This is a genomic window from Halomonas pelophila, from assembly GCF_040196315.1.
GTDB classification, from domain to species: Bacteria; Pseudomonadota; Gammaproteobacteria; order Pseudomonadales; family Halomonadaceae; genus Halomonas; species Halomonas pelophila.
On the sequence record NZ_JBEGCI010000007.1, the window covers coordinates 186,582 to 199,421 of the forward strand.

The window sequence follows — 12,840 nt, forward strand, 5'->3', positions numbered from 1 at the left end:
TCTTCACACGCATGACCATGGTGTGACCCATGCGAAGAGGTGTCGGCGCGCTCCATGGGGCCTATGTGAACGTTCTCGGCGGTGGGAGACGAAACCGGCAACTACCAACATAGCAGCGTTTCGACAGGCCGCTTCGGCGACCGAGATGGCCATGCCGGTGTCGAGGAAGCGGCGGATGCCGGCCACAACGAGAGCGGCCCCGCCTCTCTCGAGACGGGGCCGCCGATGCTCAAGGGATGAGAAAAATCAGCTCAGCGAGATGGTGCTGTTGATGCCGCTGGAGACGTTCTCCGGCTCGAACCAACGCGCGGTGACGGTCTTGGTCTGGGTCCAGAAGCTGATCGCCTGCTTGCCGTTGGGGCCCAGGTCGCCGAGCTTGGAGCCCCGCGAGCCGGTGAAGCTGAAGTAGGCGACCGGCACCGGGATCGGCACGTTGATGCCCACCTGGCCGACGTCGATGTCGCTCTCGAAGCGACGCGCCACCCAGCCGGAGTTGGTGAAGATCGAGGTGCCGTTGCCGTTGGGGTTGGCGTTGACGAAGGCGATCGCCTCGTCGAGGGTCTCGACGCCGACCACGCAGAGCACCGGCCCGAAGATCTCCTCGCGGTAGATGGTCATCTCCGGGGTCACGTCGCTGAACAGGGTCGGGCCGACGAAGTTGCCGTTCGGGTAGCCCTCCACCTCACAGCCGCGGCCGTCGACCAGCAGCTTGGCGCCCTCTTGCTCGCCGGTGGCGATCAGGCGCTCGACCCGCTCCTTGGCCTGAGGCGAGACCAGCGGGCCGAGGTCGGCATCCTGCTGGGTGCCGGGGCCGACCTTCATGTTGCGCGCACCCTCGACGATGTCGTCCAGCCACTCTCGGGCCTCGCCCACCAGCACCACCACGGAGTTGGCCATGCAGCGCTGCCCGGCGGCGCCGAAGGCGGAGCCCAGCAGGTTGTTGATCGCCTGGCTGCGGTTGGCGTCCGGCATCACCACGCAGTGGTTCTTGGCGCCCATCATCGCCTGCATGCGCTTGCCGGCGGCGGCGGCACGATCGTAGAGCAGCGAGCCGACGTGGGTGGAGCCGATGAAGGAGAGCGCCTTGATGTCGGCATGGTCGGCGATCTGGTTGGCGACGTCCGGGCCGCCGTGCACCACGTTGAGCACGCCGGCCGGCACGCCCGCCTCGTGGGCCAGCTCGACCAGACGCATGGTGGAGGTCGGGTCCTGCTCGGAGGGCTTGAGCACGAAGGTGTTACCCGTGGCGATGGCCAGCGGGAACATGAAGCAGGGCAGCATGATCGGGAAGTTGAAGGCGGTGATGCCGGCGCCCACGCCCAGCGGCTGGTTGAGGCTGTAGACGTCCACCTCGCTGGCGGCGTTCTCGGCCAGCTCGCCGAGCTGCAGGGAGGTGATCGAGCAGGCGTGCTCCACCACTTCCAGGCCGCGACCCACCTCGCCGGCCGCATCCGGGAGGGTCTTGCCGTGTTCCTCGCTGATCAGCGCGGCCAGCTCGTCGGTGTTCTCGCGGATCAGCGCCTGGAGCTTGAGCATGATGCGCATGCGCTTGCCCAGCGGCACCTTGCGCCAGGTCTTGAAAGCCTCCTTGGCGCTGGCCACGGCCTGCTCGACCTCCTCGGCGGTGCAGAACGGCACCCGGGCGACCACCTCCTGGGTGGCCGGATTGACCACGTCGCGCCACTCCTGGCTCTGGGACTGGACGGGCTGGCCATCGATGTACATGGGAGTTTCGCGAACGGTCATGGGCATGCTCCTGAAGGTGTTGTGGTTATGAGCTGTTTTGATGGTGCGTATGGGACAAAAGGGATCTTCGACCTTATGTGCATACTGGCACGGGGAGTCGGTATTTCGAGTCTATACAGAGGTTGGATGGCGTGACAACGGGCACTCAGGCACATTGCTTGTGCATCTATGCACAAACGGAAACAACAGGAGACGGCCCCCATGCTGGACTGGCAGGACATCCAGATCTTCCTGGAAGTAGCACGCAGCGAGCGGCTCACCGACGCCGCCCGGCGCCTGGGGCTGGACCACTCCACCCTGTCGCGGCGTACGCGGCGTTTCGAGCAGACCCTCAACACCCAGCTCTTCGAGCGCAGCACCCACGGCTACCACCTCACCGAGGCCGGCCAGCAGCTGCTCGCCCACGCCGAGGAGATGGCGCGCCACGCCTTCGAGGCGGGCGAGAGCCTCACCGACAAGAACCATCAGATCAGCGGCCAGATCCGCCTGGGGGTGACCGAGGGCTTCGGCACCTGGGTGATCGCCCCGCTGCTCTCGGCCTTCTGCGAACGCCACCCCGGCGTGACCCTGGACCTGCTGGCCCTGCCGCGGGTAGTCAACCTGAGCCGCCACGAGGCGGACCTCGCCATCACCGTGGAGCGCCCGGTGAGCCCGGGGCTCGTGATCTCGCGGCTCTGCGACTACAGGCTGCGCCTCTACGGCAGCCAGGGGTATCTCGCCCGCCATGGCACCCCGCGACACCGCTCCGCGCTGGGCGCGCATCGGCTGATCGGCTATGTCGACGACCTGATCTTCAGCGAGCAGCTCAGCTACCTCGAGCCGCTGCTCGACCCGGCGGTGGTCGGCCATCCCGGCCCGCACTTCGCCCTGCGCAGCACCAGCGTGACCACCCAGCACGCCGCCTGCCTGCAGGGCGCCGGGCTCGCCGTGCTGCCCTGCTTCATGGCGAGCACCTCGGACGCCCTGGTGAACGTGCTGGATGACGACGTGGAGATCGTGCGCCACTTCTGGATCACCGCCCGCCAGGAGCAGCGACGCCTGGCCAGGGTCCGCCTGCTGTGGGACTTCCTGCGCGAGGCCCTCGAGGCCAACCGCACCTTCCTGATGGGCGAGACCCGGGAGCTGGTGATTCCCCCATGCCAATAGCGCGCGGCCCTGCATGCATGATTGCCGATATGAAATAACTATCGAGATGGTCGGAAATGGCACTTGGGCCCATCCATCGCCGCGGAGTAGTGTGAAGGAAAGGCGATGGGCCAAGCGCCCAGCGGCCTAGAGATGACAGCGTTGATGACGGTACTGTCCACAATCAGAGGCGTCGTCTATCACTACCAGACGATTCCCTCAAAGCAGCAACGATCGGAGAGCGACATGGGTGATCAACAAGCAGGCAAGTGCCCGGTGATGCACGGTTCCAACACCCAGGAAAAGGCGGACGTCACCGCCTGGTGGCCGGAATCGCTGAACCTGGACATCCTTCACCAGCACGATCGCAAGTCCAACCCGATGGGCGAGGACTTCGACTACCGCGAAGCGGTCAAGACGCTCGACTACGCGGCCCTCGAGCAGGACATGCACGATCTGATGACCAACAGCCAGGAGTGGTGGCCGGCGGACTGGGGCCACTACGGCGGTCTGATGATCCGCATGGCCTGGCACGCGGCAGGCACCTACCGGCTGGCCGACGGCCGTGGCGGTGCCGGCACCGGCAACCAGCGCTTCGCCCCGATCAACAGCTGGCCTGACAACGGCAACCTGGACAAGGCGCGCCGCCTGCTGTGGCCGATCAAGAAGAAGTACGGCAACCAGGTCAGCTGGGCCGACCTGTTCATCCTGGCCGGCAACGTGGCCTACGAATCCATGGGCTTCAAGACCTTCGGCTTCTCCTACGGCCGCGAGGACATCTGGCATCCCGAGAAGGACATCTACTGGGGCGCCGAGAAGGAGTGGCTGGCGCCGTCCGACAGCCGCTACGACGACGTCGACCAGCCGGACACCATGGAGAACCCGCTGGCCGCCGTGCAGATGGGCCTGATCTACGTGAACCCGGAAGGCGTGAACGGCCAGCCCGACCCGCTGAAGACCGCCGAGCAGGTCCGCGTCACCTTCGCCCGCATGGCGATGAACGATGAAGAGACCGCGGCCCTGACCGCCGGCGGCCACACCGTGGGCAAGACCCACGGCAACGGCGACGCCGAGGCGCTCGGGCCAGAGCCGGAAGGCGCCGACGTCGAGACTCAGGGCTTCGGCTGGATGAACCCCAACCTGGGCGGCAAGGCGACCAACGCGATCACCTCCGGCCTGGAAGGTGCCTGGACCAAGAATCCCCTGCAGTTCGACATGGGCTACTTCGACATGCTGTTCGGCTACGAGTGGGAGCTCAAGAAGAGCCCCGCCGGCGCCAACCAGTGGGAGCCCGTCGACATCAAGGAGGAGGACAAGCCGGTCGACACCAGCGACCCGTCCATTCGCCATAACCCGATGATGACCGACGCGGACATGGCGATGAAGATGGATCCCAAGTACCGGGCGATCTGCGAGAAGTTCATGGCCGATCCCGAGTACTTCAAGGACGCCTTCGCCCGCGCCTGGTTCAAGCTGACGCACCGCGACATGGGGCCGAAAGCCCGCTACATCGGCCCGGACGTGCCCGCCGAGGACCTGATCTGGCAGGATCCGGTGCCCCAGGGCGAGACCAACTACGTCGAGGAAGTCGTCAAGGAGAAGATCGCCGAGGCCGGCCTCTCCCTGAACGAGCTGATCACCACCGCCTGGGACAGCGCCCGCACCTTCCGCGGCTCCGACATGCGCGGCGGCGCCAACGGGGCGCGCATCCGCCTGGCCCCGCAGAAGCACTGGGAGGGCAACGAGCCGGAGCGCCTGGCCAAGGTGCTGAAGGTCTACGAGCAGATCTCCGCCGACACGGGCGCCAGCATCGCCGACGTCATCGTTCTGGGCGGCAACCTGGGCGTCGAGATGGCGGCCAAGGCGGCCGGCCACAACGTCCACGTGCCCTTCGTCAAGGGTCGCGGCGACGCCAGCGAGGCGATGACGGATGCCGAATCCTTCGAGCCGATGGAGCCGCTGGCCGATGCCTTCCGCAACTGGCAGAAGAAGGAGTACGTGGTCAAGCCGGAGGAGATGTTGCTGGACCGCGCCCAGCTGATGGGCCTGACCGCCCCGGAAATGACCGTGCTGCTGGGCGGCATGCGGGTGCTCGGCACCAACCACGGCGGTACCCCGCACGGCGTCTTTACCGATCGCGTCGGCCAGCTGACCAACGACTTCTTCGTCAACCTGACCGACATGGGCAACCGCTGGGAGCCCAGCGGCAAGAACGAATACGCCATCGTTGATCGTAAGAGCGGCAACGCCAAGTTCACCGCGACCCGCGTCGACCTGGTGTTCGGCTCCAACTCGATCCTGCGCTCCTACGCCGAGCTGTACGCCCAGGATGACAACGAGGAGAAGTTCGTGATGGACTTCATCGCCGCCTGGACCAAGGTGATGCACGCCGACCGCTTCGACCTCGACTGAGGCCCCAGCCCGGGCCGCCGCCACCTCGGGCGGCCCGGCGCCACTGATCGATCGGCCGACCGAGCCGCGCCAGCCCTTTTGAGCGGCGCGGCTTTTTTCGCGCCCCCTGTTGGGCAGCAAGCGGCCTTGACCACTTCCCGCGATGGGACTATGCCAAAAAGGAGCGACAGACGGCTGTCGCTCCGAAATGCAGGCCGGGCCCGGGACGGATTCACGACATGGCCGGACGGACGTTCCGTCCTCCCGTGCAGGCCCGCCTCTCTCCATGGCCTGGATGCATTCCGCTCGTCCACCACACCCTACCGTCGCCATGACGGAGGGAGGCCATCATGAACCTGCAGTTCTCCACCGCCTGTGCCGCCGCGACCCTCATCGCGGCGCTGGGCGTTACGGGGCTGGCGGCCGGCGATTCGACCTCGCTGATGAAGAAGGAGCTTCAGGGCGTCGATGGCATGGAGGTCAACATCGTCGACTACGACGTCGGCAGCGACTGGGCCTCCGATCGCCACATCCACCCCGGCCACCTGTTCGTCTACGTGACCGAGGGCACCATCGAGATCGCGGTCGAAGGAGAGGACCCGCGCACCATCGCGGCGGGCGAGGTCTACTACAAGCAACCCAACCAGCCGATGGTCGGGCGCAGCGTCAGCACCGAGGGCGCCAAGTTCACGGTCTTCCAGGTCGGCCCGATCGGCGAGCCCATCATGGTGTCTCAGCCCGAGTAGCGCCGCGTCATTCGTGAGCGCCGCCGTCACCTACGACGGCCGATCCGGCCTGGCCGGTCGGCCGTCGTCTCGTCGTGGCGTGGCCGGCTCAGGTGCCGCAGAAGGTGCGGAACACGGCCTGGCCGGCCGGCGACGGCATGGCGTATTCCTCATGACCGGGTTGCTCCTCGAAGGGGCTCGCCAGCACCTCGGCCAGCGTCTCGAAGGGCGTGAGGTCCCCCTCGGCGGCGGCGGCCAGCGCCGCCTCCACCTGGTGGTTGCGCGGGATATAGAGCGGGTTGGTCCCGCGCAGCCGCGCGGCGATCGTCGCCGGGTCCGCGTCCTCCCGGGCCAGCCGCGCACGCCAGCGCGGCAACCACTCCTGCAGCGCCTCGCCGGTATCGAACCGCTCGAGCAACCCGGCGGCGTCCCCCTCCACCGCCTCGCTCAGGCCACGAAAGGCCAGGGTGAAGTCGGCGCGGCCGGCGGCCATCGCCTCGAGGAAGGCCTCGGCGAGCTCGCGGTCGCCCTCCTCCTCGCCGGCCAGCCCCAGCTTGCCCCGCATCACCGCCAGCCACTCGGCCTCGTACTGGTCGGGGTAGGCCTGGATCACCGCGGTGGCACGTCCCACGGCGCGGTCGGCGTCATCGTCGATCAGCGGGATCAGGGTCTCGGCGAAGCGCGCCAGGTTCCACTGGGCGATCCACGGCTGGTTGCGATAGGCGTAGCGGCCGCCCTCGTCGATGGAGCTGAACACCTGCTCGGGATCGAAGGCCTCCATGAAGGCGCAGGGGCCGTAGTCGATGGTCTCGCCGGCGACCGAGGTGTTGTCGGTATTCATCACGCCGTGGATGAACCCGAGCCCCATCCAGCCGGCCACGAGCCGGGCCTGGCGAGCCTGCACGGCCTCCACCAGCGAGAGATAGCGCGTCTCCGGGGGCAGCGCGGCGAGCTCGGGATAGTGCCGCTCGATGGCCAGATCCGCGAGCAGGCGGATGGCCTCCTCGTCGCCCCGGGCGGCGAAGTACTGGAAGGTGCCGACGCGCAGGTGGCTCGAGGCCACCCGGGTCATCACGGCGCCGGGCTCGGGCACCCGGCGAAAGACCCGCTCGCCGGTGGCCACCGCGGCCAGTGCGCGGGTGGTGGGAATGCCCAGGACGTGCATCGCCTCGCTGACCAGGTACTCGCGCAGCACCGGGCCGAGCGGCGCGCGCCCGTCGGCTCCGCGGGAGAAGGGCGTGCAGCCGGCGCCCTTGAGCTGGATATCGCGCAGCCGTCCCTCGCGGTCGGTCACCTCGCCCAGCAGCACCGCACGGCCGTCGCCCAGGCGCGGGTTGAAGTGGCCGAACTGGTGGCCGGCATAGGCCTGGGCCAGCGGCTCGGCGCCCGCCGGCACGACATTGCCGGCGAAGGTCTCGGCGGCCAGGGGGTCATCGAGGACCTCATCGAAGGCCGCCGGGTCGAAGCCCAGCTCCTCGGCCAACGGCCGATTGAAGGCCAACAGCCTTGGGGCTTCCACCGGCACGGGGTCGAAGCGCAGGAAGAAGCGGTCCGGCAGGCGGGCGTAGCGCAGGGTGAACTCGGGAAACATGGTGACTCCGATCGGCGGCTGCGGCGCGACAGCGGGAGGATGAATACCCGAGTATATCGCTCGGAATTGCGGTAATCGACCCGTCGCCGCCTCAGCCTTCGCCCAGGGCGAGCTCCTCGCGGATCAGCTCGGCCAGGCGCCGGGCAGGCTCGGTGGGTCGCCGCGCGGCGCGGTGCAGCGCCAGCTCCACGGCCGGCAGCGCCGGCAGGCCGCTCGACTCGTCCAGGGCGCGCAGCTGGGGCGTCAGCATGCTGCGGGTCACCACCACGATGGCCAGCCCCGCCTGCACCACCGGGCCCAGGCCGACCATCGACTGGCTGGTGTAGGCCACTCGCCAGTCGCGGCCGGCGGCGGCCAGCGACTGCTCGGCCACTTCCCGGAACAGGTCGGCGCCCTGGGAGTAGAGCCCCAGCGGCAGGGGGTCGGTCAGCGAGGGCTGATGCTGCAGGCCCACCGCCCAGGCGAGCGGCTCACGGCGAATCATCTCGCCGCCCGGCGAGCGCCGCTGGCGGGTCACCAGCGCCAGGTCCAGCTCGTCGGCGCGCACCTGCTCCATCAGGTGAGCGCTGGTACCGCAGGTCACCTGCAGGCGCACTTCGGGATAGAGCTGGTGGAACCAGGAGAACACCGAGGTCAGCAGGCTGGCGTAGTCCTCGGGGATGCCCAGGTTCAGGTCGCCGGTGACTCGGCGCGTGCGCATGTCGGCGAGCGCCTCGTCGTTGAGCAGCAGCAGGCGGCGGGCATGGCCGAGCAGCCGCTCGCCCTCGGCGGTGAAGCGCAGCCGCCGCCCCTCGCGCTCGTGGAGCGCCACGTCCAGCGCGCTCTCCAGGCGCTGCAGCTGCATGCTGACGGTGGATTGGGTATAGGCCAGGCGTCGGGCCGCGGCGGTCACGCTGCCGGTATCGGCCACCGCCACCAGGGTCCGCAACAGGCCGAGGTCGAGCGTCGGGGCGCGCATATACATCACCATCCTTGATAGGTCGCATCAATAAGGATCGATTTTGTGATGAGTATGGACCGGATAGCATGCCCTCGTCACTCACTGGGCGAGGAGGTAGCGAACATGCTGGGCCATACGTTAGGCGTTTCCCGTTTTCCATGGCCTGGTGCCGGCGCCGCCGGCCTGGCCATCATCCTCTGGGCGCTGGTGCCGCTGCTGATGATCGCCGCCGGCGAACTGCCACCGCTGCGCCTCTCGGCCATGGCGCTGCTGGCCGGCGCGCTGGGCACGCTGCCCATGGCCCGCAGCCGGCGGCGGGCCGCGGCCACGCATTCGCGGGTCCAAGGCGGGGCGATCAACCTCCTCGGGGCGCTGCTGATGGCCGGGGCCGTGGGCGCCTGCTTCGCCGCCTTCTCCCTGGCACCGCCCGCCGAGGCGGCACTGATCACCTACACCTGGCCGGTCATCTTCCTGCTGGCGAGCCGCTGGCTGGTGCTGCGCCGCCTGCCGCTGGCCACCCTCGGCGGCGCGCTGCTGGCCTTCTCGGGGGCCGCCCTGCTGGTGGTGCCCCAGGCGCTGACGGGCGGGATTTCCGGCGCCTGGGGCGGCTACCTGCTGGCCTTCGGCACGGCGCTGTGCTGGGCGCTCTTCTCGCTGGCAAGCCAGGTGCCGGGATTCCGCTTCGGCGAGCGCATGCCGCACATGCTGCTGATCGCCAGCGTCATGACCGGCGTCGCCAGCCTGGCGCTCGAGGGGGTGAGCGAGCTGCCCTCGTCCCGGGAACTGCTGGCCACCGCCGCCCTGGGCCTGGGGCCCTACGGCATCGCCATGCTCGCCTGGGACCGCGCCCTCGGCGACCCCCAGGCGCACCGGCTGGGCAACCTGGCCCACGCCGTGCCGGTGCTGGCCACCCTCTTCCTGGTGATCGCCGGAGTCGCCTCGCCGGACTGGCGACTGCCGCTCGCCGCCGGGCTGGTGCTGTGGGGAAGCTATACGGCCTCGACGCGTTAAGCGCCGCGCCCGCCGTCCTGGCGGCTCATGGAGCCGCCGGAGGCGGGCCGCTCCACCACGAAAAGATCGGTGGTGCGGGCATAGTCGTTACCGGCCATGCGCCCGATCGGCGCGAGGCGCTCGCGATCGACGTGGCGCCCGTCCCAGAGGGCATCGTCGACGTGGATCGACACCACCTCGGCGAGCACCAGGTTGCCGGCCAGGGGCTGGTCGCCGAAGCGGATGATCTCGCGCAGGCGACAGCCGAAGGCCAGCGGCGCGCCGACCACCCGCGGCACCGACACCCCCGGCATGGCGACCTTCTCGAGCCCGGCGTGAAGAAACTCGTCCTCGAGAGGCCCCAGCCCCGCGCTGGTGGCGTTCATCTGCTCCACCAGCCCCTCGCCGCTGATGTGCACCACGCACTCGGCCACCTCGCCCAGGTTGCGGATGGTGTCCTTGGCCTTGCCCTCGCCGTCGAGCAGCGGCGAGAAGCCCAGCACCGGCGGATTGACGCTCACCACGTTGAAGAAGGAGAACGGCGCCAGGTTGTCGTGCCCCTCGGCGTCGCGGGTCGAGACCCAGGCGATGGGGCGGGGGCAGATACCGCCCGAGAAGAGCCGATAGATCGTGCCGGGACTCAGGCCGTGCTCATCCAGCAGGTAGTCGCTCATGGGCCTCGCTCCGATGGTGGCGAATGAGGCTCGATGGTAGCGCCCTTGGCCGGACAGTGCCGCCTCGACGGCCGCCCGCCACGCGCCGCGATGATCCGGCTCACCGTTTTTTCGAGACGCTGACCGCATTTCTCAGCCATCTCGAAGACGATTGGACATTTTCTCGTCAGGCCAGTACGGTAATGGCGCCTCGGCGCGATCTCCCAACCGCGCCATCGAGGCGGTCACCCCCCGTGACCGACTGGTCTCGCTTCACCGCAGACTGGATCACCGGCACTTTCGACTGTCCGTCGCCGACGTCATCGATAGAGAACGAATCCATGTCGCCCCACTACGCAGAACAGGGCCGCTGCATGCCGCGCCGCCCGCCGCCAGCCAGACCCTTCCCCGGGTAACGCCACGCGCCGTCGCCCCGCGACCCGTGCCTATTGCCGCGTCTCGCCGCCCCTCTTGATCCGGGGCCCGGCATCAACGCCGCGTGCGCGATCACCACAACGCCCTGACCGTCCATCGCGTCCGGCGTGCCGCCCCCTGCGCGGTCGCCCCGTGACGCGCCCCTTCCACTCACCGAGGGACTGCTTTTGAACAGCGCATCACTCCACCAATTCTCGACCCTGACCGTCGTCTTGCTGATGGTCGCCTTCTACGGCGGCACCTACCTGCTCACGCTCGGCATCCGCAAGAAGAAGGAAGATGCCGACGCCTACATGGTCTCCAACCACCGCATCGGCTTCGGCATCGGCGCGGCCAGCATGACCGCCACCTGGATCTGGGCCGCCTCCTTCTATGCCGCCGCCACCTCCGGCTACACCTATGGCGTCTCGGGCCCCATCCACTACGGGCTCTGGGGGGCGCTGATGATCCTGTTCATCTACCCGTTCGGCCGGCGCTTTCGCAAGCTCGCCCCCAACGCCCACACCCTGGGCGAGCTGATCCACGCCCGTCACGGCAGCTCCAGCCAGCTGATCCTGGCGCTCTCCAACGTGCTCGGCAGCGTGATCAGCCTGATGGTCAACTTCACCGCCGCCGGCGCGCTGGTCTCGGTGCTCTCGCCACTCTCCTTCCAGGCCGGGGTGATGATCGCCGGCGTGGGCGTGCTGCTCTACACCCTGTGGTCGGGCTTTCGCGCCTCGGTGATGACCGACTTCGCCCAGCTGGTAGCGCTGATGGCCATCGCCGTGGTGATCATCCCCGCGGTGTTCTTCGCCATGGGCGGCCCGAGCGAGCTGGTGGCCGGGCTCGACAACCTGACCGTCGAGCAGGCCGACTTCTTCTCCACGGAGGCCATCCTCCATCAGGGGGCGCCCTTCTTCGTCGCCGTGCTGGCCTACGCCATCGGCAACCAGACCATTTCCCAGCGCCTGTTCGCGGTCAACGAGGAGCACATCAAGCCGACCTTCCTCACCGCCACCCTGGGCTACGGCGCCATCGTCATTGGCCTGGGCATGATCGGGCTGATGGCCCTGACGCTGGGCATCGAGCCGATGAATGGCGACATGAACAACCTGATCCCGCAGATGGTCTCGGGCTACCTGCCGCCGGTGTTCATCGCACTGTTCTTCATCCTGGTGATCGGCTCGCTCTCCTCCACCGCCGACTCCGATCTTTCCGCGCTGTCGGCGATCATGATGGCCGACGTCTACGGCAAGAATATCGCCAAGGGCAAGGCCGATCCCCAGCGCATGCTGCTGGTCGGCCGCCTGACCATGATCGTCGCCACCGCGGTGGGCATCGTCTTCGCCAGCTTCTCGCTGGATATCCTGGTGATGCTGGTGTTCGTCGGCGCGCTGTGGGGGGCCATCGTCTTCCCGGTGATCGCCAGCTGCTTCTGGGACCGCATCACCAACGCCGCCTTCACCACCTCGGTGCTGGTGGCCATGGTGATGTTCTGCCTGGCGCGCTTCGAATGGCTGCCGCTCGATGGCGCCACCGGCCTGCTCTTCGAGCTCTTGGCGAGCATCGGCGGCGGCGTGATCATCGGCCTGATGGCCTTCGGCTTCCTGGGCCGCGCGATGGGCTTCATCGCCGGCGGCCTGGCACTCGCCGCGATGCTGATCTTCGCCACCGGCTTCCTGCGCGAGTACACCGTGCTGCTGGCCTCGCTGACCGCCTACGGCACCAGCACCCTGGTGTGCGTGGTGATGAGCCTGGCGAGCCGCCAGGAGCCCTTCGACTTCGCCACCATCGGCGAGCGGGTCGGCAACTACGACCACGCCCAGGCCGAGCCCTCGGCGGCACCTCGCCGGGCGGCGGCGGCGCCGGCCTCCGCCACCCTCGCCGGCCAGCGCTGAGCCGGACGACCATCCACCGCGGCGCCGGCCTCCGGCGCCGCCATGAGGAGAACGACCATGACCCTGCTCTACGGCTTTTATGTGCTCATCTGGCCCGCCCTGACCCTGGGCGTGCTGGTGCTGATCTGTCGCGCCGTGCTGCGCGACCGCCGCGACGCCAAGCGCGAGCATCGCGAGCTCGTGTGACGTCCGCCCGCCCGTGATCGAGCGATCGCAGGCGCGCCAAGGGCCCCGCCGGCACTGCTGAACTGCACCCCGAAAGTTGGACCCCCAATCCAACCTTCGGGGTGTTTTTATGAGCAAACGATACGACGAGTGGTTCAAACTGCAGGTGGCGCAGCAGTGTTTGCACGATGGCACCAGCTTG

The 12,840-nt window shown here is 68.4% G+C and carries 10 protein-coding genes; 6 read left to right on the top strand and 4 right to left on the bottom strand.

The features are described 5' to 3' along the window. Positions 1 to 246: 246 nt before the first annotated feature. On the bottom strand, positions 247 to 1,746 hold the full coding sequence (locus ABE957_RS10090) for a CoA-acylating methylmalonate-semialdehyde dehydrogenase (protein WP_349758552.1): 1,500 nt from the start codon (positions 1,744 to 1,746) through the stop codon (positions 247 to 249). Between the two features lie 201 nt (positions 1,747 to 1,947). On the opposite strand from ABE957_RS10090, the gene ABE957_RS10095 reads away from it, so the two are divergent. The 3 genes from ABE957_RS10095 to ABE957_RS10105 all read left to right on the top strand — a co-directional run bounded on the left by ABE957_RS10095 (position 1,948) and on the right by ABE957_RS10105 (position 6,008). Further along, entirely contained in the window at positions 1,948 to 2,892 is a 945-nt protein-coding gene (locus ABE957_RS10095; protein WP_349758553.1) for a LysR family transcriptional regulator, read from the top strand. A gap of 225 nt (positions 2,893 to 3,117) precedes the next feature. Beyond that, entirely contained in the window at positions 3,118 to 5,283 is a 2,166-nt protein-coding gene (katG, locus tag ABE957_RS10100; protein WP_349758554.1) for a catalase/peroxidase HPI, read from the top strand. 329 nt (positions 5,284 to 5,612) lie between these two features. Next, positions 5,613 to 6,008 (top strand): cupin domain-containing protein, encoded by a 396-nt coding sequence (locus ABE957_RS10105; RefSeq protein WP_349758555.1) that lies wholly within the window; start codon positions 5,613 to 5,615, stop codon positions 6,006 to 6,008. Positions 6,009 to 6,096: 88 nt separating this feature from the next. On the opposite strand, the gene ABE957_RS10110 is transcribed toward ABE957_RS10105, so the two are convergent. Together ABE957_RS10110 and ABE957_RS10115 are read right to left on the bottom strand one after the other, a co-directional pair. Then, entirely contained in the window at positions 6,097 to 7,578 is a 1,482-nt protein-coding gene (locus ABE957_RS10110) for a protein adenylyltransferase SelO (RefSeq protein ID WP_349758556.1), read from the bottom strand. Between the two features lie 91 nt (positions 7,579 to 7,669). Beyond that, a complete protein-coding gene (locus tag ABE957_RS10115; protein ID WP_349758557.1) occupies positions 7,670 to 8,536 on the bottom strand; it encodes a LysR substrate-binding domain-containing protein in 867 nt (288 codons plus the stop codon). Between the two features lie 105 nt (positions 8,537 to 8,641). On the opposite strand from ABE957_RS10115, the gene ABE957_RS10120 reads away from it, so the two are divergent. Further along, positions 8,642 to 9,529 carry a DMT family transporter gene (locus ABE957_RS10120; RefSeq protein ID WP_349758558.1) on the top strand — a complete coding sequence of 296 codons (888 nt, stop codon included), beginning with the start codon at positions 8,642 to 8,644 and terminating at the stop codon, positions 9,527 to 9,529. Here ABE957_RS10120 and ABE957_RS10125 read toward each other — a convergent pair. Further along, entirely contained in the window at positions 9,526 to 10,182 is a 657-nt protein-coding gene (locus ABE957_RS10125) for a flavin reductase family protein (RefSeq protein WP_349758559.1), read from the bottom strand. The two genes, ABE957_RS10120 and ABE957_RS10125, sit on opposite strands and share 4 nt — an antisense overlap. Positions 10,183 to 10,814: 632 nt before the next feature. Between ABE957_RS10125 and ABE957_RS10130 the strand changes: the two genes are divergently transcribed. Together ABE957_RS10130 and ABE957_RS10135 are read left to right on the top strand one after the other, a co-directional pair. Next, on the top strand, positions 10,815 to 12,473 hold the full coding sequence (locus tag ABE957_RS10130) for a sodium:solute symporter family protein (RefSeq protein ID WP_432765413.1): 1,659 nt from the start codon (positions 10,815 to 10,817) through the stop codon (positions 12,471 to 12,473). A gap of 57 nt (positions 12,474 to 12,530) precedes the next feature. After that, positions 12,531 to 12,659 carry a putative transporter small subunit gene (locus tag ABE957_RS10135; protein WP_217641038.1) on the top strand — a complete coding sequence of 43 codons (129 nt, stop codon included), beginning with the start codon at positions 12,531 to 12,533 and terminating at the stop codon, positions 12,657 to 12,659. The last annotated feature ends 181 nt before the right edge of the window (positions 12,660 to 12,840 follow it).